This window comes from Paenibacillus arenilitoris, assembly GCF_014705655.1.
GTDB classification, from domain to species: domain Bacteria; phylum Bacillota; class Bacilli; order Paenibacillales; family Paenibacillaceae; genus Pristimantibacillus; species Pristimantibacillus arenilitoris.
In genome coordinates, this window is record NZ_JACXIY010000011.1 from 1 (window position 1) to 20,762 (window position 20,762).

At 58.7% G+C, this 20,762-nt stretch carries 16 protein-coding genes; 11 read left to right on the forward strand and 5 right to left on the reverse strand.

What is annotated here, in order from left to right:
• The first annotated feature begins 276 nt into the window (after positions 1-276).
• The 3 genes from IDH41_RS08840 (at position 277) to IDH41_RS08850 (ending at position 4,248) form a co-directional block, all read left to right on the forward strand.
• Complete coding sequence (locus IDH41_RS08840; RefSeq protein WP_190860187.1) at positions 277-966, forward strand: DUF998 domain-containing protein; 690 nt, start codon at positions 277-279, stop codon at positions 964-966.
• Between the two features lie 499 nt (positions 967-1,465).
• A complete protein-coding gene (locus IDH41_RS08845) occupies positions 1,466-2,683 on the forward strand; it encodes an MFS transporter (protein ID WP_317890710.1) in 1,218 nt (405 codons plus the stop codon).
• A 113-nt stretch (positions 2,684-2,796) separates the two neighbouring features.
• Positions 2,797-4,248 carry an Msr family ABC-F type ribosomal protection protein gene (locus tag IDH41_RS08850; RefSeq protein WP_190860189.1) on the forward strand — a complete coding sequence of 484 codons (1,452 nt, stop codon included), beginning with the start codon at positions 2,797-2,799 and terminating at the stop codon, positions 4,246-4,248.
• 59 nt (positions 4,249-4,307) lie between these two features.
• On the opposite strand, the gene IDH41_RS08855 is transcribed toward IDH41_RS08850, so the two are convergent.
• Entirely contained in the window at positions 4,308-4,835 is a 528-nt protein-coding gene (locus tag IDH41_RS08855; protein WP_190860191.1) for a hypothetical protein, read from the reverse strand.
• Entirely contained in the window at positions 4,832-5,302 is a 471-nt protein-coding gene (locus IDH41_RS08860) for a hypothetical protein (protein WP_190860193.1), read from the reverse strand. Before IDH41_RS08860 ends, IDH41_RS08855 begins: the two co-directional genes overlap by 4 nt.
• Before the next feature lie 180 nt (positions 5,303-5,482).
• On the opposite strand from IDH41_RS08860, the gene IDH41_RS08865 reads away from it, so the two are divergent.
• The 3 genes from IDH41_RS08865 (at position 5,483) to IDH41_RS08875 (ending at position 10,107) form a co-directional block, all read left to right on the forward strand.
• On the forward strand, positions 5,483-8,626 hold the full coding sequence (locus IDH41_RS08865) for a hybrid sensor histidine kinase/response regulator (protein ID WP_190860195.1): 3,144 nt from the start codon (positions 5,483-5,485) through the stop codon (positions 8,624-8,626).
• A 125-nt stretch (positions 8,627-8,751) separates the two neighbouring features.
• On the forward strand, positions 8,752-9,639 hold the full coding sequence (locus IDH41_RS08870; RefSeq protein WP_190860197.1) for an aminoglycoside phosphotransferase family protein: 888 nt from the start codon (positions 8,752-8,754) through the stop codon (positions 9,637-9,639).
• Between the two features lie 33 nt (positions 9,640-9,672).
• Positions 9,673-10,107 (forward strand): GNAT family N-acetyltransferase, encoded by a 435-nt coding sequence (locus IDH41_RS08875; protein WP_190860199.1) that lies wholly within the window; start codon positions 9,673-9,675, stop codon positions 10,105-10,107.
• A gap of 73 nt (positions 10,108-10,180) precedes the next feature.
• On the opposite strand, the gene IDH41_RS08880 is transcribed toward IDH41_RS08875, so the two are convergent.
• Complete coding sequence (locus tag IDH41_RS08880) at positions 10,181-11,314, reverse strand: serine hydrolase domain-containing protein (RefSeq protein WP_190860201.1); 1,134 nt, start codon at positions 11,312-11,314, stop codon at positions 10,181-10,183.
• 239 nt (positions 11,315-11,553) lie between these two features.
• Between IDH41_RS08880 and IDH41_RS08885 the strand changes: the two genes are divergently transcribed.
• From IDH41_RS08885 to IDH41_RS08900, 4 genes are all read left to right on the forward strand, one after another.
• A complete protein-coding gene (locus IDH41_RS08885) occupies positions 11,554-12,384 on the forward strand; it encodes an aminoglycoside adenylyltransferase domain-containing protein (RefSeq protein WP_190860203.1) in 831 nt (276 codons plus the stop codon).
• Positions 12,385-12,495: 111 nt separating this feature from the next.
• Positions 12,496-13,539, forward strand: a complete 1,044-nt coding sequence (locus tag IDH41_RS08890) for a dienelactone hydrolase family protein (protein WP_223829581.1) — start codon at positions 12,496-12,498, stop codon at positions 13,537-13,539.
• A gap of 174 nt (positions 13,540-13,713) precedes the next feature.
• The gene (locus IDH41_RS08895; RefSeq protein WP_190860205.1) at positions 13,714-16,869 is read left to right on the forward strand and encodes a hybrid sensor histidine kinase/response regulator; all 3,156 of its coding nucleotides are present in this window, start codon (positions 13,714-13,716) and stop codon (positions 16,867-16,869) included.
• A gap of 5 nt (positions 16,870-16,874) precedes the next feature.
• Positions 16,875-17,999, forward strand: coding sequence for a response regulator (locus IDH41_RS08900; protein ID WP_317890715.1), 1,125 nt, complete (start codon positions 16,875-16,877; stop codon positions 17,997-17,999).
• Positions 18,000-18,071: 72 nt separating this feature from the next.
• Here the strand turns inward: IDH41_RS08900 and IDH41_RS08905 are convergent, their stop codons facing one another.
• Together IDH41_RS08905 and IDH41_RS08910 are read right to left on the reverse strand one after the other, a co-directional pair.
• On the reverse strand, positions 18,072-18,482 hold the full coding sequence (locus IDH41_RS08905; protein ID WP_190860208.1) for a VOC family protein: 411 nt from the start codon (positions 18,480-18,482) through the stop codon (positions 18,072-18,074).
• Positions 18,483-18,571: 89 nt separating this feature from the next.
• On the reverse strand, positions 18,572-19,948 hold the full coding sequence (locus IDH41_RS08910; protein ID WP_190860210.1) for a helix-turn-helix domain-containing protein: 1,377 nt from the start codon (positions 19,946-19,948) through the stop codon (positions 18,572-18,574).
• Between the two features lie 190 nt (positions 19,949-20,138).
• Between IDH41_RS08910 and IDH41_RS08915 the strand changes: the two genes are divergently transcribed.
• Entirely contained in the window at positions 20,139-20,702 is a 564-nt protein-coding gene (locus IDH41_RS08915; protein ID WP_190860212.1) for a hypothetical protein, read from the forward strand.
• Positions 20,703-20,762 lie beyond the last annotated feature (60 nt).

The window sequence follows — 20,762 nt, forward strand, 5'->3', positions numbered from 1 at the left end:
AAGAGCATCGGAAAGCCGTATGCGGGAAAACCGCACGTACGGTTTGATGAGGAGGGGCTGGTCACCCCAGCCCTTTACTCTACTACGCAATGAGCTGCGTCGCCATGGGGCGGACGAAGTTCTCATCGCGCCTTCAATTAAGTCAGTTCGTTTTTTGCCGAAAAAGCAATCCGAATAAATTTGCAAAAAAAATTAGCACATGTGTCGAAATTCCGGTCAGCCGTTCGTCGTTTTAATGAAACCGAACATATTACGGAAAAGGAGACAGATAAGAAAATGACACAAACCAATGAAATTCGTGCAAGCCAAATCAGACCGTTCCTGCTCGGCGGGGCGGCGACGGGGCCGCTGTTCTACGCGGCTTCCATCATCCAAGCGTTTACGCGTACCGGCTTTGATATTAAGCGTCATGCCATCAGCACGCTGACGTTGGGGGATCTGGGATGGGTGCAGAGCGCCAACTTTATCGTCACCGGCTTGCTCGCTTTATTGGCCGCCATTGGCATGCGAGGCTTGCTGCGAGGCGGCATTGGCGGCGTATGGGGACCTTTGCTCATCGGCATTTACGGGATCGGGATGACGCTGGCCGGCTTGTTTCGCCCGGATCCCGGATTCGGCTTTCCCGCTGGCGCGCCCGAGGGGATGCCGGAGGTCATGAGCGGCTACGCAGCCGTCCATTCGTTCGCTTTTTATACGGCTTTTACGGGATTGATCGCGGCTTGCTTTGTTTTTGCCCGCCGGTTTGCGGCGCAAGGCGAACGAGGCTGGCAAGTCTATTGCGTGGCGACAGGCATCGTCTCGCCGCTGCTAATCGCAATCGGTATGAGCTTGAACAGTTGGATCGGCGTCGTCATGGCGATTGCCGGAATGGCGGCTTTCGGATGGGTTTCGGTATTGGCGGCAAGGCTGCGCGCTGAAGCCGGTAACGCGTCGTTCCGATTGCATGGTACGGCCAAACGGGCTTGATTTGAAGCGTGATCTATATATTGGCTATGGACTTTTTGCATCATTGCCGATAAAATGAGAAAGAATATTTTAAAGGAGAGCGATAAGGATGGCCTTTCTAGAACTGTACTGATACCATGCGCATAGCCTCGACAATAATTTACCCCGAATGAGGGTTTATTTGCTATGTGTACGGGATAAGGTACGTTGTAGAAAGCTAGTCGCGAAACGAGCTTTGCCGCCAATTACGGCGCGAATACCGGGCTGAACATGGATGCAGCCGGCGGTACGCGGCGCGGTGCATGCCGTTTGCGCTCGTTCTACGGGATACCTATGCCAATTCGAAGTACACGGAGCAGCCCTCCGTGTGCTTTTTTGTTTTTGGAGAAAATAACGATGGATAGGAGAGATGGCATATGCAGTTCTTGTTGTTCTATTGATACGGGCCGGATTTACCAAAATCAAGCCCGTATCGATGACGAATCGATACGCTTACTTTATTAGGAGGTATCGATTGATAATGGAAAACACGATCATGGAAAGTCGCAAAAATTGGAAGCAAGTATTGCTTATGCTTTATTCCGGACAATTCTTTTCTTTGCTGAGCAGCGCCGCGGTGCAGTTCAGCATCATTTGGTGGCTCACGGATACGACCGGGTCGCCGCTCGTGCTGGCCATGGCGGGCATCGCGGGCTTTTTGCCGCAAGCGCTGCTCGGGCCGGTCGCCGGCGCCTTCGTGGACCGTTACTCCCGCAAGACGATGATGATTGCGGCGGATATGACGGTGGCGCTCGGTAGCATCGCCTTGTTTGCCGCGATGTCCTTCGGCGAGCCGAGCATCGCGCTCGTTATTATCGTACTCATGGTCCGCTCGCTCGCCACGGCGTTCCATATGCCGGCCATGCAGGCTTCCGTGCCGCTGCTTGCACCCGAAGAGCATCTGACCAAAGCCTCGGGCTGGGGGCAGATGGTCAGCTCCATTACGAATGTCGCCGGACCGGCCGTCGGAATGGCCCTTCTTGCGGCGAGCTCGATTCAGTGGGTATTGCTGCTGGACGTGCTGGGTGCGGTAATTGCAAGCGGCGTACTGCTGTTTATCCACATTCCGAAGCCTGCGGCAGCCGGAGAGCAAGCGGAAGACCGCGCGGGCCTCATAGCGGAAATGAAAGAAGGCTACCAAGCCATCGCGAAACATCGCTTGCTTTGGAAGCTGACCATGTTAATGACCGCAATAGCCGTTCTCTTTATTCCGATCGGGACGTATTTTCCTCTTATGGTAAGGAACCATTTCGGGAAAGGGGTCGTGGAAGCGGGCGTCGTCGAGACGGTGTTCGCGATCGGTCTGATCGCCGGCGCTTCGCTCGTAGGGGTGCTGGGCGACCGGCTGGACAAAATCAAAACGATGGCCGCCGGCATGGCGCTCATGGGAATCGCCCTCTGCTTGTCGGGCTTGCTACCATCGTCCGGGTATTACGCGTTCGTTGTCATGAGCGCGCTTATCGGAATATCCGGTCCTTTATTCTCGGCTCCGTTCTATGCGTATGTTCAGACGGAGATCGAACCGCATTTGCTTGGCCGCGTGTTCAGCTTTATTACAAGCCTGTCACTGCTGGCTACGCCAATCGGGATGGGACTGGCAGGCGCGGTAACCGAGCTGACAAGCGTAGCGTTTTTATTTTCGGCGGCAGGTTTGCTTGTTATTCTGAATGCCGCGCTGACGTTAAAAGTAAAAAAATAGGAGGAGAGGCGCATGCAGTTTCTATTGTTTCATTGATACGGGCTTGAAGCGGATCAAGCTCGTATCGGTATAAGGCTGCCGGTACGAAATTTTATATTTCGGAGGTAGTGAACATGGAACAGCTAAGTTTTGAATTGGAAAATATAACGGTAACCTATTTGGATAGAGAAGTGCTGCGCATCGATCGGCTGGCCGTCCACCAATTCGACCGGATCGGCATCGTCGGCCGAAACGGCGCGGGGAAGAGCACGCTGCTGAAGCTGCTTGCCGGACGAATCGATCCGCAGACGGGAAGAGTGAACGGCTACGCGTCGCACGGCTATTTCGAGCAGCTGGAGGCTCCCGAAGCGGTGGAAGCCGATCCGGCTCTGCTCGGGCGGCTATCCGTTCCGGCCGATTCGGGACAGCTAAGCGGGGGCGAGCAGACGAGGCTGAAGCTTGCCGGTCTGTTTACGAATTACTATGAGGCGCTGCTGATCGATGAGCCGACGACCCATCTGGACCGGGACGGCATTGAATTTCTCGTCGACCAATTGCGCTACTATTATGGAGCGCTCGTGCTGATCAGCCACGACCGCGCCGTATTGGATGAGCTCGTCACGACGATATGGGAAGTCCAGGACGGCGAGGTGAAGGTTTATTCGGGAAATTACAGCGAATATCTGGCCCAAAAGGAGCTGGAGCGACTGCAGCAGATCCAGGCTCACGAGCAGTACGTGAAAGAAAAGAGCCGCCTGGAAAGGGCGGCGCAGGAAAAAATGAAAAAAGCGGAAAAGATCGCGCAGGCAGGAAGCCTGTCGAAGAAGGAAGCGAACGCCAAGGCGAACCGCATGTTCGAGACGAAATCGAAAGGCACGAGCCAGAAGGCGGTGCATCGCGCTGCGAAGGCGATCGAGCAGCGGATGGATAAGCTGCAGGAGGTCGAGGCGGTGCAGGAGGAGAGACCGATCGTATTCCGCCAGACGGAGGCCGTGAAGCTGCACAACAAGTTTCCGGTCATGGCCGACCGGATGACGCTTCGGGCGGATGGGAAGCTTCTGCTGGATGACGTAAGCTTCCAATTGCCGCTTGGCGGGAAGATTGCGATAACCGGCCCGAACGGCGCGGGGAAGAGCACCTTGCTGCGCCATATCGCGGAGCAGGGCGATGGAATTATTTTATCCCCGAAAGCGCGGATCGGCTATTTCCGTCAAATGAGCTACCGGTTCGAGAAGGACGAGACGGTGCTGCAATTCGTCAGCGGCCGGTCGGACTACGACGAGAGCTTCCTGAGAAGCGCGCTGCATGCGATGCGGTTCTCCGGCAACGACATTCGCAAAAACGTGAAGTCGTTAAGCGGCGGCGAAGCGATCCGCCTTCGCCTGTGCGAGCTGTTTCTCGGCGAATACAACATCCTGCTGCTGGACGAACCGACGAATTTTCTCGATATTCACGCGATCGAGGCGTTGGAGAGGTTTATCGCGGCGTACGAGGGGACGATCGTGATCGTCTCCCATGACAAGACGTTCATCCGGAACGTCGCGGACATCGCGTACGTCATCGAGGACCGGAAAATGAAGTTATAAGACCAAGGCTGAGCGTATTCGGGCTTCCGTGCCCGGGTACGTTCGGCTTTTTGGTTTGATTATATTTTTGAAGAGGGATCAGGCTCGGCCTTCGTTCTACGGTAATGTTTCATTAACCACTTGAAATACAAGAGCAGCAGGCTTTGCAAATAGAGGTACAGTGTGAACGAGTAGACGAGACGCCACTTCTGGTACGTAAATACTTTGGCGAGATTGCCGAGTTCCTCCAGCCCGACGCCCAGCAGGGAATAGGCAATCAGATACGGCAGCACATAGATTCCACGAACGTTCCACCGATCATAGAGGTAGACAAAGAAATAGGCAAACGGGAGATAGAGAAAATGCAGCAAGGCGTCCATGGCTTCGTATTTCGGACTGTCGTTGATGTCATAAAAGTTTAACGACGTGAATCCGATGGTTGCATCCATCAGTTTGGCCGTCGTCATGCCGTAGAAAAGAGTGAGAATGAATACGGTAACCGGAAATCGCTTGCGCAGCGGAATCATGACGGCATAGCCGCATACCAAGCCCGCGACGATGAACCATTCGTTGGCGTCGAACCGTTCGGGCAGCGGTAAAAAATTCATGGAAGCTTCACTTCCTTCCGGGCCAAATGGCGGAATAGCTTCATTCCGGCTAACGTCAGCAGGACGATCGCAAGCCAGGCGGCAGTCGACCACAAGCCTGTTTGGCTGGAGAAATACAGGATGCCTGCCCATTGTAACGCATACTGCGCCAAGACAAGCAAGGCGACGCAAGCCAAGGTCAAGGCCGACTTGGCCAAGCCGGAGCGCAGCGCCAAATATAGCTGAAGGTAGAACAAGACGAAGGCGGTAAAGACGACATAGCGGATGCACACGAAAGAAATGAGTTTATCAAGATGCCCTGAAACGGAAATAAGCTTCAAATTGTTGAACATGCTGAACTGGGATACATGGAAAAAATTCAACGTCATGCCGTTGAACAGCAGTTCGAACAAATGCATGTTTTTGGGCGCGGTCGCAAGCAATATAAGGAAAGCCAGCACGACGATCAAACTGACCGAGAGAACCATGGAATCATCCCGCCTTATCCAATCGCATTTCATTTCATTATGTGCCGCTTGATAAATTTTATCCTTCCGCTGCCAGCTATTGTCGGATACAAACAGTTCGCCGCTCAATGGCTGTACGGCACTCATGTTTTCTCTTATGATGGAGAGGAAAATCATTTATGCCGTAAAGGATTTGTGAAAATGACGACTCGACCTGCCGATGAAACCTTTCGCCGTCAATATAATAAAACGCTTGCGTCGATCGCGGCCATCACCCTGTTTATCGCCGTTCTCCTCGGCATGCGGTGGCTGTGGCTGGAAAACTATGCCGATCCGGATCACCCGCGGGCCGCGCAAGGGGTACTCGATCTGCGAGGGTTCGACCTCGTCCAATCCCGGCCGATCTCCTTGAACGGCACATGGGATTTCTATCCGGGATCGCTCGTTCCGGATCGCGAGGCCGGGCGGCCGGATCAACGTCCGACCTATGTTCGGGTGCCCGGGGATTGGCGCGGCGCCATGCCGGAGGGTAGCGGATCGTCGATGGGCGTCGGGACTTACCGGCTGCGCATTCTGATCGATCCGTCCGCCGCCGTGCCGCTTGCCTTTCGGATCCAGGATTATCAGGCGGCTATTAGCGTGTCCATCAACGGCCGTACGATGGCGGAAATGGGACATACGGGAGGCGGCGAGCGGCCTTATTCGCCGGATAGAAGACCGTTCGCGGTCGACTATACGCCTCCTCCGGGTACCGAAGTCGTCGAATTGACGATCCGCGTCGCGAATTTCGAAAGCCCGTTAACCGGGGGGATCACGAAGTCCGTCAAGTTCGGCACGCAAGCCGCCATCGGCCGCGAGCGCGGCTTGTCCGTCGACCTTCAGCTGATTGCCTTCGTCGTGCTGCTCCTTCATGCCCTGTATGCGTGTATTTTGTATTTTTTTAATCCGCGCGAGCGGATGTTTCTGGATTTTCTCCTGCTGCTGCTGGCTGCCGCCGTCTCGATCGTCAATTCCGACGATATGCTGCTGCTGCAGTGGGTGCCGCTTAATTACGCATGGGCGTTCAAAATCAGGCTGCTCTCTTACTTGTGGTTAATGTTTTTTATTTTAAGGATGGCGGGGCGGTTCTCGGGGACCGGCCTCGGCAATCGGTGGTTCAGGCTGTACGCCGCGTCGCTTATCCTTTATTCCGGGTTCATCCTGACGATGCCGACGCCGATCGTATACTACACGCGGGAATATTACGTTTTTAGCGTCTTGTATTTGCTGCCAATGGCCGGATTTTTTTATCTTATCGTAAGGATGGTCGTTCGAAATCAACGCGATGCCATCTTTTTATTGCTGTCGGCCGGCGCTATTTTGTCCAGCGTGATCTGGAGCATTTTTCTTGCCCGCCTAGACATCGGCGTCAGCTACCCGGTCGACATCCTCGCGGCGATTATCGGCTTCTCCTCCTACTGGTTCAAGCGCTACTTCCGCAATACGAGCCAAATCGGCAAGCTCAACGAGCGATTGCGGGAAATGGACAAGACGAAGGACCGGTTCCTGGCCAATACGTCGCATGAGCTGCGCACGCCGCTGCACGGCATCATCAACATGGCCCAAAGCATTGCCGAAAGAGAGAGGCGGAACATGAGCAGAAGAAGCGCCGAGGATCTGGAGCTGCTCGTGACGGTCGGCCGCCAGATGGGTCATTTGTTGAACGATCTGCTGGACGTGGTGCGGCTGCGCGAGAAGCGGATCGTCCTGCATGCAAGGCCGCTCGCGCTCCCGGCCGTCGTCCGCGGCGTCGCCGATATGTTGAACTATGCGATCGAGGGGAAGCCGGTGCGGATGAAGCTGGACATGCCGGCGTCGCTTCCGGCCGTTCTGGCCGACGAGAAGAGGCTCATGCAAATTGTGATGAATCTGCTGCATAACGCGATCAAGTATACCGAGGAAGGCGCCATTACTATATCCGCCGAGATCAGGGACGGCAGGATGGCCATCGAGGTGGCGGATACGGGGAAGGGAATGGATAAAGAGACGCAGCGGCGCGTTTTTATTCCTTACGAGCAGGGCGATCCGGGCATGTCCGACGCGAGGGGGATCGGCCTTGGCCTCGCCATCGGCAAGGAGCTGGCGGAGCTGCACGGCGGCGATCTGACCGTTCGCTCCGAGCCCGGCAAAGGATCGACGTTCACGTTGACGCTTCCTCTAGCCGGTGACGCCTGGCATGAGGCGGCGCCCCTTGCAGCCGCCGCAAGGGAGGACGCGTATGCGTTGCCCGAAGCCGGACTTCCGTTCGCGGATCCCGAAGCCGGACTTACGCTCTCGGACGACCTGCTGCCTCCTCCGTCGGCATCCGCGGCCAAGGGGGAGCAGGCCCGTATTTTGGCCGTGGACGACGAGCTTGTGAACTTGAGGGTGCTTGGGGGTATTCTGGAATCGGAGCCGTACAACGTCCGGTTCGCGACTTCGGCCAACGAAGCGCTGGCGCTGCTTGGATCGGAGCAATGGGATTTGCTGATCGCGGACGTCATGATGCCGCAGCTATCCGGGTACGAGCTTACGCGGCTCGTTCGGGAACGCTTCTCCGCGTCGGAGCTGCCCGTGCTGCTCCTTACCGCGCGAAGCGAACCGGCCGACGTGTATGCCGGATTCCAGGCGGGGGCAAGCGACTATGTCTCGAAGCCGGTGGATCCGATGGAACTGAAATACCGCATCCGGCTGCTGGTCGAGTCGAAGCGGTCCGTCGACGAGCGTCTTCGCATGGAGGCGGCTTATATGCAGGCGCAAATTCAACCCCATTTTTTGTTTAACACGTTAAATTCCATCATGGCGCTCAGCGAAATCGATCCGGACCGGATGCGCTTGCTGAACGATGCGTTCAGCTCGTATTTGCGAATCAGCTTTTTGTTTCGAAATTCGGAGAGGACCGTCGCGCTTGCGCAGGAGCTTGAGCTCGTACGGGCTTATCTGTACGTGGAGAAGGAGCGGCACGGGGACAGGCTAACCGTCCTCTGGGACGTGGAGGAAGGCGTTGCGCCGTTTCTTCCGCCGTTATCGATTCAGCCATTGGTGGAAAATGCGGTCCGGCACGGCATTCTGCCGAGGCCGAGAGGAGGCACGGTTCAAATTCGAATCGTCCGCCATGGAAACTCGACCCTCGTCCAAGTCGAGGATGACGGCATCGGCATGGACGAAGAGAAGGCCGGCCGCCTCCTGGACGCGCCGGTCGCGGGCAAGGGCGGTATCGGGCTGTACAACACGAATCGCAGACTGAAGCGGACGATCGGCGGCGGCCTTGTCATTCAAAGCATTCTAGAGAAAGGGACGGCCGTCTCTTTCGTCATTCCCGATTAGCCTCCGGTTCGGGCAACTCCGGCAAGCGATAAAAATCGGATAAAAAAGAAGATTACCTTGCGGCCTCACGGAGGAAATCCTTACAATGAACGTAATCAACCCGGGCTATAGGAGGAATTGTTCGAATGGATCAACGGTCAGCGATTGACGAGACGCTCGTGAAGCGATTGCTTGCGGCGCAATTTCCGCAATGGGCGCATCTCCCTCTGCGCAAGCTTGCCTCTACGGGGACGGACAACGCGATCTATCGGCTGGGAGACGAGATGGCCGTGCGGCTTCCCCGCGTCGAGTGGGCGGCCGGGCAGGCGGAGACGGAATACGCTTGGCTGCCGAAGCTGGCCCCGCATCTGCCGCTGGCCATCTCTCAGCCGCTTGCGCTCGGGACGCCGGCCGAGGGCTACCCTTGGCATTGGTCCGTGCACCGCTGGCTCGAAGGCGAGAACGCGACGACCGGGCGCATTGACGACCTGCGCCAGGCGGCGATCGATCTGGCCGGTTTCGTAGCCGCCCTGCAGCGGATCGATGCCGCTGGCGGCCCGCCTCCCGGTTTTGGGCGAGGCATGCCGCTCGCTACGCGGGACGCCTATGTCCGCGATGCCATCGCACAGCTGCATGGGACGATCGATACCGAAGCGGCGGCCTTGGCATGGGACGTTTCCTTGAAGGCGCCGGTATGGCAAGGGCAGCCGGTGTGGATTCACGCGGATATCCATGCCGGCAACCTGCTCGTCGATCGGGGGCGGATCAGCGCCGTCATCGACTTCGGCGGCGTAGGCGTAGGCGATCCGGCCGGCGATTTGCTGGTGGCATGGAGCGTCCTTACGGCCGATACGAGACCCGTCTTCCGGGAGGCGCTTCGGCCGGACGATGCCACCTGGGCGCGCGGACGCGGCTGGGCGCTGTCGGTCGGGCTGATCGCCCTCCCTTACTACCGGGACACGAACCCCGTTGTTGCGGCGATCTCCCGGCATATGGTCGATGAGGTTCTGATCGATTTCAAGAATGGCCTTTGAAGGGCAAGCTTACGGAAAGCGGAGGTGGCCGCGATGGCTGAGCCGGATATTTCGTTCGGTAACAAAGAAGAAAGCGATTATGTAAGAAGAAGGCTGATCGAATATAACGCCGGACATGTGCCGGAGCATTTGAGTTCAAGGTACGAAGAGCTGCATCTGGCGCTGAAAGACGATGCCGGCCGGGTCGTTGGCGGCTTGCTGGCCGTGCTCTGCTGGAATTGGATCGAGGTCGTCATTCTTTGGGTCGAGGAATCGCTTCGCGGGCAGGGGCATGGCGCCCGCTTGCTGCGGCGGATCGAAGAAATCGCGGGGGAACAAGACTGCGCGTTCATCAAGCTGAATACGTTCAGCTTCCAGGCTCCCGGCTTTTACCGAAAGCATGGTTACGAAGAGGTTGCGGTATTCGAAGACGCGCCGACCGGGAGCAATCATTATTATTTCAGGAAATCGATTCGCTCGGTTTTTTAGAATCAAAACGAACGGCAGTCCCAGACATGCGCTGATGTCCGGGACTGCCGTTTCTCTGTTTGCTCCAGCCGCGCTACAGGCAGGCGTACACGATATTTCGCAATCGCGGATGCACGTAGGGCTCTTGGTTATTCAGCAAATGCTGCGCGTACATGACGGTCAGCTGCGAATCCGGATCGATGATCGCGAGGCAGCCGGCCGCGCCGCTCCAGCCAAATTCGCCAAGCGGGCTCAGCGAGCCGCTGCCGGCTTTGGAGATATGGGTCCGGACGCCGAGCCCGTAGCCGTAACCGGCAAAGTGCTCCCAGTTGAAATCGGCGCGCGTGCGCTCGTTCAAGTGATCCGTCCGCATCAGGTCCACGCCCGCCGGCGACAAAATGCGCACGCCGTCCGGGCTTGTTCCCCGATTGGTCAGCGCATCCAGAAACCGGACGTAGTCGCTTACGGTCGACAGCAGCCCCGCGCCGCCGCTCTCGAACTCCGTTCCGATCCGGTAGCCGTTGCCGTCCTTGCGCACGGGCTTGCCGAGCGCGTCGTTATATTCGTACTGCGGCGCGAGCCGGCTTCGCTGCTCCTCCGTGAGATCGAAGCTCGTGTCGAGCATGCCGAGCGGTCCGGTTATCTCTTCCTTCACGTACGCGCCGAACCGTCTTCCGTCCACGGCCTCGACAAGAGCGGCGAGGACGTCGTGGCACAGGCTGTAATTCCACCGGGTGCCCGGCTCGAATAGAAGCGGTTCTTTCGCGAGCGCCGCCGCGAATTCGCGTGTCGGCACCTTGCCGTTCGTGCGCTGTACGACTTCCCGGATGGAAGGCGCCCCGAGATCGTACGAGAAGCCCGCCGTCATGGTGAACAGATCGCGCACCGCGATCGCTCTCTCCGCCTTCTCCAGCGCGATTTCGCCGTCCGGCAACGTTTTTCTTACTGTCATTTCGGCGTATTCCGGCAAATAGTCGGGCAGCGGGTCGCTCAGCCGAATCGCGCCCTTCTCGACGAGCTGAAGCGCGGCCGTGCACGTCATAATTTTCGTCATCGAGTAGAGGTTGAAGATCCGGCTGTCGTCGATTGCCGTCTTCTCTTCCAGATCGGCGTAGCCGTTACGGTAACGGAACACCGTTTCGTTGCGGTGCATGACGACCACTTCCGCCCACGGAATGCGCCAGGAGGTGATGCGGTCGATAAATCGGGCGAGCGGTTTGAATTCCACGATACCCCATCCTTTTTTTATGTAGAGTAGTTGACTAATGCCGTATTCGGTAAGTCCTCCTTCATTATTGTGCAGCGGCGCCTTCCCCGCAACATTTTTTTGAGCGTTAAATAAGAAAAACGAGGAAGAAAGTTTCTCTTTTTAGCCCAATAAGGCGCGTTTATCCTAAGAAGGGGAAGCGCAATGAAGGAGCGGAAGCGAAAACCATCATCCCCTAAACGAGGAGGCGGAATATCCAAATGACCGCAATGCTGCCGGAAGCCGTCAACCGATCCATGCGAGCGTTATGCGAATCGCTGCAGGACCGGATGCCGGATACCGTGGAATCCGTATATGTATACGGCTCGGCCGCACTACATGCTTATATTGAAGGCTCGAGCGACATCGATTTTATCGTATTCGTTAATCGCGCCTTGACGTCGTCCGACATCCGTCTGATCGCGCAAGCGCACGAGGATATCGAGCCCGCGCTTCTCGGCATAGACATAATGGGCGCCTACATCCGGGCGGAGGATGCGGGAAAGCCCGCTCATGAGCTCCTCCCCGTCCCCGCCTATTTCGATAAACGGCTGCGGCTCGACGGAACCGGGGATTTGAATCCGGTCACCTGGTGGATGCTTAAGAAGCGCGGCATTTGCGTATACGGGAGGGACCTGTCCTTCCGTTATGAAATAACGCCGGATGAACTCGTCCGATACGTTATGGACAATATGAACGCCTATTGGACCGGCTGGATGGACCGTTTGGAGCAAAAGCTTCATTCGATCGGCGCCGCGGAGCCCGACCTGCCATTGGAGCAGCTGGATTTCGCCGTGGAATGGTGCACGCTCGGCATGCTGCGGCAATGGTATACCGTTCGGGAGCGCGAAGTGACCAGCAAAATCGGCGCCGGCTCGTACGGGCTGGCGCGATTGCCCGAACGATGGCACGGGCTTATCCGCGAGGCTATCGCGATCAAGCGCCGCGAGCGGACAAGGGAATACGAATCGCAAGCAAAGCGGCTGCATGACCTGGTCGGGCTGCTTCGCCTGATTCACGAGGAGAGCAACCGGTTTGCTCAAAAATCATAGCAAAGCTCCCGCAAGTATGGCGCTGCGGACGCCAAGCTGTTAAACTCTTGGAGAAAATGATCGGCGGGTTCCTTGATCACGCGAGCTGCCCGCGGAATAGAAAGGGGAAGAATGACGACGATGAAGCTTGAGGATTATTTGCAATCGCTTACGCAGAAGGCGGCAGAGGGAAGAGGGGCCGGCCGGGCGCTTGGCCGGGAAGAGAGGAGGCTGGGGCTGGCCGAAGCCTTCGACCGTCTGCTGGGCGATTTTCGGGAAGACGAGCGGGAGCTGGAGCCGAAGCTGCTTGACCGGCGCGAATGCGACGGCTACGTACGGGAGCATATCGAAATCTCGACGGTCGAAGGGCTGCGAATGAAGCTCTACGTGCTGGTGCCGGGGCGTCCGGCGGCCGATCCGGCGCCTGCCGTCATCGCGCTTCACGGCCACGGCTACGGAAGCCGGGAGATTGTCGGGCTGGAGCCGGGCGGCTCGGAGCGCTCGGGAAGTCCCGGTCTGCATAAGGACTTTGCCGTCTCGCTCGTACGGGAGGGCTTTGTAGTAGCCGCGCCCGAGCTCATTGGCTTCGGCGAGCGCAGGCTGGAGGAGGATAGGGATAAAGAGCCGGGCATGAGCTCCTGCTTCCGGCTGGCGGCGCATTTGCTCTTGACCGGTCGGACGCTGGCCGGCCTTCGAGTCCGCGAAACGGCAAGGGTGATCGATTATTTGCAGGGCCGGGCCGGCGTGGACCCGAATCGAATCGGGATCATGGGCATTTCCGGCGGCGGGCTGGTCGCGGGTTTTACGGCCGCCCTGGACCCTCGCATTCATTGCGCGGTCGTCAGCGGGTACGCGAGCCTGTTCGCGGATAGCATTCTGGCGCGCAATCATTGCCTGGACAATTACATACCCGGCATTTTGCTGGAGGCGGAAATGCCGGAATTGCTCGGGCTGATCGCGCCGAGAGGACTGTTCCTCGAGGCCGGCGTCACGGACCGCATATTCCCGCGCGAGCCTGCGGCGAAGGCTTACGGCGAGCTGCGAAGCTTGTACGCCGAGGCGGGAGCGCCGGATGCCGTTGGGGCCGATTTTTTCGAAGGAGGGCATGAAATTAACGGGGGGCCGGCATTCGCGTGGCTGCGCGATCAGTTGGCGGCGCCTGCGATAAGCGCTTAAGGCCGGGCGTTACAGGGTGCGGATGTCCAATTTGAACCGTATAACGGAGACGATTGGAATCCGCTTCGCTCCGCGCGGACCGTAGCGCGACGGCAGGGCTCTGCGGTATGATGGTGTTACTTAATATGGCCGATTAGCTCGAAGCAAAAGGCGGACCGGACGGTGGATGGTGACATGATACAAAATCGGCAAGTCAGGCTGGCGGCCTTGTTCGCCATCGTCGCGGCGCTCGTCGCCGCGCTGGCGGTGCCCGTCCTCGGGCCGGCTTCCGGCAAGACGGAGCCGAGAGCGGAGAGCGGCGTGCTCGATCTTCGCGAGTGGAGCTTGGAGCGGGACGGGGCGGTCCGGCTGAACGGCGACTGGACGTTCTACTGGGAACGGCTGCTGACGGCCGGAGACGATTCGGGGGCGCCTGTCTCGAAGCCGGTCTCCTTCGAGGAGGTGCCCGGCGAGTGGTCGCGGGACAATCAATCCGGGCGGGGCTATGCGACTTACCGGCTGAAGGTGCTGACGCAGGGCGATGCCGGTCTGCTCGGCTTGCAGATTCCGGCGATCGCCCCTGCCTATCGCCTATATGTGGACGGCAACGAAATCGCCCGTTCGGGGACGGTCGCGGCGGAGCGGGACGGCATGAAGGCCGCCTACCGCCCGCAGACGGTAACGTTCGCGCCGCCCGCCGGCGCGTTCGACTTGTTCATCCAGGTGGCCAATCCGCTCTACCCGGAAGGGGGCATCTGGTACAGCCTGACGCTCGGAACCGAGCGCGACATGCTTCACATGCAGGAGCGCGATTCGTTTATCGACATGGCCGTATTCGGCGGCTGCGCCATGCTCGGCCTGTATCAGATCGCGGTATTCCTGCTGCGCCGCTCCGAACGGTCGACGTTGTATTTCGGCATTTGCTGTCTGCTCGGCGCCATCCGGCAATGGGTGGTCGGCGGCATTCATCTGGTCGAATTTTATCCGGACGTTCCGATCCGGCTTCTTATCATGCTCGAGTATTTGACCTACTACGGCGGCGTGACGATGGCCGCGCTGTTCGTCCGGGAGCTGTACCCGAAAGAATTCAACGCGGTACCGATCAAGCTGTTCTTCCGGGTCGGAACCGGCTTTGTCGGAACGGTGCTCCTCCTGCCAACCGAAATCTATACGAGCGTGATCGGGGCTTTCAAAATCGTGTCGCTGCTTGCGCTCGCCTATTTTATTTACGGCTTCACGCTTGCGCTGTGGCGCGGCCGGGACGGCGCGCTGCTGCAGCTGTCGGGCTGGCTCGCGTTCGTCGCGGCGGCCGCGCACGATATATTGTACAGCGCCGGCTGGATTATTTGGATCGACCGGCAGCTCGTCCCTTACGGCTTCGTCCTGCTCGTATTCATCGAGGCGCTTGAGCTTGCCAGAAGGTTCACGAACGCTTACCGGACCATCGGGACGATGTCGGGCGAATTGATCGCGATGAACCGGATGAAGGACGAATTTTTGGCCAATACGTCGCATGAGCTGAAGACGCCGCTGCACGGCATTTTGAATTTATCCGCGGCGTTGGCCGAAGGGAAGTCGGGGCCGCTGAACGACGCCCAGCGGGAGCAGCTCGAGGTCGTCGTATCGGTCGCGCGCCGCATGTCCAACTTGATCAACGATATTTTGGATTTGTCGCTGCTGAGGAACAACGGGATCCGGCTGCAGCTGCGGCGCGTCGACGTCCGGGCGGTCGTGTCCGCGCAGGAGGAGGTGTTCCGCCACTATATCGGGAAGAAGCCCGTCGCGCTTCGGCTCGAGTGGCCGGAATCGCTGCCGGGCGCGCTCGCCGACGAGAACCGGCTGCTGCAGATCGTATATAATCTCATCGGCAATGCGATCAAATTTACGCCGGAAGGCGAAGTCGTCGTGTCGGCATGGGCGGACGGGGGCATGCTGCATATCGCCGTTGCCGATTCCGGCATCGGCATTCCGAAGGACAAGCTGGAGACGATCTTCGAGTCGTTCGAGCAGGTCGGCACGTCCGTTGCGAAGGAATACGGCGGCGCGGGTCTCGGGCTCGGCATCGCGAGAAGGCTGATCGAGCTCCATGGCGGCGGGATAACGGTCGACTCCGCGGTAGGCGAAGGGTCGATCTTCAAATTCACGATCCCGGTCGCCGAGAGCGCGGCCCGGGACGAGGTGGGGAACGAGCCCGGCCTTGAGAGTGGCGCGTTCGAGGCGGCGCGGCTGCTGCCCGGATGGCTGGAAGCCGCCGCGGCGCGGGAGACGGCCGCGACAGCCAGGCCGGGGCAGACGATCCTCGCCGTCGACGACGATCAGGTGAACCTGAGGGTGCTCCGATCGGTGCTGGCGGACGAGCCTTACGAGGTCGTTACCGCGTCCGGCGGACAAGAGGCGATCCTGCTGCTCGAGCGGCTCGGCGGACGGGTGGGGCTCGTCATTCTGGATGTCATGATGCCCGGGCTGTCCGGGTTCGAAACGTGCCGGCGCATCCGGGAGCATTACGCGCTCGCGGAATTGCCGGTGCTTCTGACGACGGTGAGGAGCGAGCCGGAGGATTTGACGTACGGCTTCGAAGCGGGGGCGAACGACTTTTTGACGAAGCCGTTCCATCCGCACGAGCTGCGGGCGAGGGCGCGCTCCCTGCTGGAGATGAAGCGTTCCGCGGAGGAATCGGTGCGCTCGGAGATGGCGTTTCTGCAGGCGCAGATCAAGCCCCATTTTCTATATAACGCGCTCAATACGATCATCTCGCTGTCTCTGGACGAGCCCGAAACCTCGCATGACCTGCTGATCCACCTCAGCCGCTACCTGCGGGGCAGCTTCGACTTCAAAAACAAGCAACGGCTCGTTCCGCTGCGGAAGGAGCTGGAGCTGACCGAAGCGTATCTGGAAATCGAGCGGGCCAGATTCGGCGACAGGCTGCGCGTCCGCTACGACATCGAGGAGGAGACGGCATGCCTGCTGCCGCCGACGACGCTGCAGCCGCTGGTGGAGAACGCGGTTCGGCACGGCGTAACGAAGGCGGAGGACGGCGGCACGGTGACGGTGACCGTTCGCATCGAAGGAAGTGAGGCCGTCATCGCCGTCGAGGACGACGGTGCGGGCATGCGCGTCCCGGCCGAAACGCTTCTCGCCAAGGAAGGCGAAGGCGGCGTCGGCTTGCGCAATATTCACCGGCGCTTGCTTCAGCTGTATGGCAGAGGTCTTCGCATCGAAAGCGGGGAAGGCGCCGGGACGAAGGTGTCGTTCCGCATTCCGCTCGCGGACGGCGCGAATGCCGCTTCCGACAGGGGGGAGTGGGGGCGCGGCAATCTGGCCGCCCGACAGGTTAAGGGGGGAAGAAATTGATTCGGGTGATTGCGATAGACGACGAGCAGCCGGCGCTCCGAAGAGTGGGCAAGCTGCTGCAAGCGATTGACGGCGTGCAAGTATGCGGCTTATTCGACAGACCGAAGCAGCTGCTGGACCATGCGTTGACGTCTCCGGAGCCGATCGACCTGGCGTTTCTCGACATCGAGATGCAGGGGATGAACGGCGTGGAGCTGGCGAGGCGGCTGCGCGAGGCGCGGCCGGAGATCCAGGTCGCGTTCTTGACGGCGTACGAAGAGTACGCCCGCGACGCCTTCGACGTGGAGGCGCTCGATTATTTGCTCAAGCCGATCGTGGAAGGCGATCTGGCCCGAACGCTGCAGCGCTTCGAGAAGCGCTTCGGGCGCCGGGAAGATCCGGGTTCGCCTTCGGAGCGCAAGCTGTCCGTCCGCAGCTTCGGCCCCTTCTCCGTCGCGACGGCCGGCGGGGAGCCTATCCGCTTCCGCAATTCCAAGAGCAGGGAACTGCTGGCCTATCTGCATCATGCAAGGGAGAAGTCGGTCGGCAAAGCGCAAATATTGGACAGCCTCTGGCAAGGCCGCGACGTGGAGAAGGCGCAGGCGAACCTGCATTCGACGGTGTACCAGCTCCGGAAGGATCTTGAAGCTTGCGGCCTGCACGGCGTCGTGGAGCAGCTGAAGACGGCCGGGGGCAGCTATTGCTTGCGCTGGCCGTCGCCGGTCGACGACGATGTCGCCGAATACGAGAAGACGTGCAGGCATTACGAGAGCACGAACTCCCTGGCACATCTGATGCAAGCGATCCAGCTGTACGGCGACGGTTATTTGGCGGGCAGCGGATATGGCTGGGCCGCTCCGCGCCAGGCCGAGCTTGAACTGCGGCATGCCCAGCTGCTGGAGGCGCTGGCCGACGCATACGTCGGCCGGAACCGGCACGAGCTGGCGCTCGGACCGATGGAGAAGCTGGTCCATCTGCAGCCGCTGGACGAGAGGCTGCACGCCAAGATGGTCGCCCTCCTGCTGCTCATGAACCGAAGCGGGGACGCGATGGCGTATTACAAGCTGATGACCGAGCTGCTCGATCAGGCGGAGGAAGGCTCCGTTCTGGATTTTGCCCGGCTGTCCGCGAATCCGGCTTCCATGTTTTGAATCTGCTGTAAGCAGTGACAAGGGCTGCCCGTTACGATCGATAACGGGCAGCCCTTATGTTCCTTATTAATCTTATTCGCGGCAGATCATCATTTTGTTGCCGTCGGGATCCTTGACGACAAACCAATGATCATGCTCGATCCCGGTTACAAGCTCGGCACCGAGCTCTTTCATATATTGGAGCGAGCCCTGCAGGTCTTCGGTCATCAGCATAAAAGCAGGCGTCTCGATCGAAGGGGCACCGCCTGGTTCCTTCCCGCCCCACGCTGGCATCGTATCCAGTATGATGCCCGTTCCTTGCATCGGCAGCGTGCACAGATGCCCGTTCATGATGCCGTAATCCGCTTCGTCCAGCCCGAGAATCCGGCAGTACCAGCTCCTCGCTTTTTCGATATCCCGGACCGGGATGAAGACGCTCCCGATTTTATTTTTGACCGGACTTCGGCGTTCGGGCACCACTTGTTCTTGCGATTGTTCGCTCATCGGTTTCCCTCCATGAATTAGCTTGAATGCCTTCGGAATCATGAATGGCCGGTAGCTTTCCGGCCGTTCTTCAAATGTTGTTTTCCGATTCACGCTTTAACCCCCTGCCGTCTGAGTAACCGGATCGGAACCCTGCACTCCGCATATACTTCCCCGCTGCCGTCTTCGTCTAGCCGACTATCCCCGTCATTGGCGTGAATATAACGGACATACCAGTCTCGTTCCCCGTCCGGCTCGCAATCGTCGGATGTTTCGAGCCAACGATAGATCTTCTCCAGCACGCCGGTCATCGAGCCGCAAACCGCCGTTCTGAGACATGCGTACCACCCGCCGCCCAGCACGGCAGCGTTCTCTCCTTCTTCCATGAGCGGCAGCTCTTCTTCGGGCAAAAAAAGAATCACCTCATAATAGCTCCCGTCCCCCGGCGGGAAGCTGCAGCTCATTCCGACGCCGATCCGCTCATCGCCGGCTAGACCGTGACGCTCCAGCCAAGCGACAGAAGCTTGGTCGGCCCGCCATACGCCGTCGCCGCCCTCCGCACGAAAGACGATTGCCTTCTCCTGAAGCCGTTCTTCGAACCGAATCGTCTCGATGCTGGCTTGACGCCTAACGGGCAGATATAGCTTCATGCGGGCAATTTTTCCGTTAAATTGCTGATACTCCTCAAGAAAAAACGGCCGTTCCAGCTCGAAGGCGCTTTGGGGCAGCCATTCCGATACGATCCGGTTCCAGGCGGCTTCGATGACAGCGCCATCTCCCGCGGGTGCATACGTGACGGCATATAGTCCGCCGGGAAGTTCGCATGGACGCCAACTATCGTTGAAAGATCGATGCCCATCCACACCCGAAGGTACAACCGCGACTTCATAACCGTGCGTCTCGTGCTGCCGATCCAGGTCGACGTTCCAGCCGAAGAGAGCTGCCCGGGAGAAATCGATGCCGTGACTTCCCAGCTCCTGGCCGATCAGGAACAGAGCTTTCTCCTCGATGCTCTCCCCTTGCCTGGCCGTAAACAATTTGCTCATTCCGCGCCTGGCGGCCAGCCGGATAACTTTGACTTCGGGGTATCGCTCCGTTACTTCCCGCTCCTCCATGTACGCCACGCGCTCCGATAAGGAAATGCGCTCGAAGCTGAATACCAGCTCCGCCTTCCGGTATAGACCGGGCGTCATGCCCGCATACCGTTTGAACGTCTGAATGAACGTCTGATACGAGTCGAAGCCGCACCGGAAGCCGATATCGATCGCGGACAGGCCGGATTGGCGAAGAAGGACGGCCGCTTCGCTCACTCTTCGTTTCCTGATGTACTCCTTGACGGGATGGCCGGTCATCGCGTAGAACATCCGGTACAGGTGCGGCAGCGACATGGATGCCGTCTTCGCGATTCGCTCCAGCTGCAACGGCTCATTCAAGTGTTCCTCGATATAATCGATCGCGCACTCCACCGCATAATTCGTGGGCAGCACTTCCTTTCGTTTCGATGACAGAGCGGCTCTTGAGCTAAGAATACCAAATGGTTTCCATCCCGGACTATCGTTTTTTATCAAAAACCGATTGCCCATGACGAATTTTTTTTGATGCCGAACGCCAAAACCTTACATGAAGCGCTTTCTTTTCAGTCTACAAGCAGTTGGACTAGGTAAAATGAAGGAGGAAATGAGTCGAACGTATCGCTTATTGCATCGTTTGAAAGACGGGAAGGAGCACGGCGAAATGATCCAATGGTCGATAGCCGAATCGGAAGCGGAGCGGGAAGAGGGCGTGAAGTTTGTATGCCAGCACGGAGAGGGCCTCGGACTGTTATACAACTGGAGCACGGTCATGAATTCGCTTGTTTACGCGATCGAAGACAACGGCTTCATTATCGGGACGGACGACGAAGGCGGCATGGCGGCCGTGCTCGCGCATACCGCCGGGACGCTGGAGGACGGTTACAAGGATCCGGGCAGAGTCGAGGTTCATCTGCTGTATTTCAACGAGAGGCATAGAGGGGGAGCTTCGATGCTGGGCGCGCTGCGGATGCTCGTCCAGAAGCTGGTTGAATCGCAGATGGAGGTTCGGGAGGTCGTGTTCTTCGCGCCGGCGACGGACGGGAACCGAAGCTTGTTCGGCAAGCTCGCGACGCTGACGAAGACGACGGAGCCGCCTTGCGGCGTGCTCGATTTCTATACGATCCCGCTGGGGCGCCTGCTTAGGTTCGATCCCTATCAAAGGTTGTGAGCGGGAGCGGATACGCGAACGGCCGGCATGACTGCCGGCCGCCGGAACGGATCGGTGCTT

Bases quoted from the DNA above. Each gene is read 5' to 3' on its own strand.
- IDH41_RS08840 (WP_190860187.1), top strand. From the start codon at position 277: ATGACACAAACCAATGAAATTCGTGCAAGCCAAATCAGACCGTTCCTG.
- IDH41_RS08885 (WP_190860203.1), top strand. From the start codon at position 11,554: ATGACCGCAATGCTGCCGGAAGCCGTCAACCGATCCATGCGAGCGTTA.
- IDH41_RS08905 (WP_190860208.1), bottom strand. From the start codon at position 18,482: ATGAGCGAACAATCGCAAGAACAAGTGGTGCCCGAACGCCGAAGTCCG.
- IDH41_RS08850 (WP_190860189.1), top strand. From the start codon at position 2,797: ATGGAACAGCTAAGTTTTGAATTGGAAAATATAACGGTAACCTATTTG.
- IDH41_RS08890 (WP_223829581.1), top strand. From the start codon at position 12,496: ATGACGACGATGAAGCTTGAGGATTATTTGCAATCGCTTACGCAGAAG.
- IDH41_RS08860 (WP_190860193.1), bottom strand. From the start codon at position 5,302: ATGGTTCTCTCGGTCAGTTTGATCGTCGTGCTGGCTTTCCTTATATTG.
- IDH41_RS08870 (WP_190860197.1), top strand. From the start codon at position 8,752: ATGGATCAACGGTCAGCGATTGACGAGACGCTCGTGAAGCGATTGCTT.
- IDH41_RS08915 (WP_190860212.1), top strand. From the start codon at position 20,139: ATGAGTCGAACGTATCGCTTATTGCATCGTTTGAAAGACGGGAAGGAG.
- IDH41_RS08865 (WP_190860195.1), top strand. From the start codon at position 5,483: ATGACGACTCGACCTGCCGATGAAACCTTTCGCCGTCAATATAATAAA.
- IDH41_RS08855 (WP_190860191.1), bottom strand. From the start codon at position 4,835: ATGAATTTTTTACCGCTGCCCGAACGGTTCGACGCCAACGAATGGTTC.
- IDH41_RS08895 (WP_190860205.1), top strand. From the start codon at position 13,714: ATGATACAAAATCGGCAAGTCAGGCTGGCGGCCTTGTTCGCCATCGTC.
- IDH41_RS08875 (WP_190860199.1), top strand. From the start codon at position 9,673: ATGGCTGAGCCGGATATTTCGTTCGGTAACAAAGAAGAAAGCGATTAT.
- IDH41_RS08845 (WP_317890710.1), top strand. From the start codon at position 1,466: ATGGAAAACACGATCATGGAAAGTCGCAAAAATTGGAAGCAAGTATTG.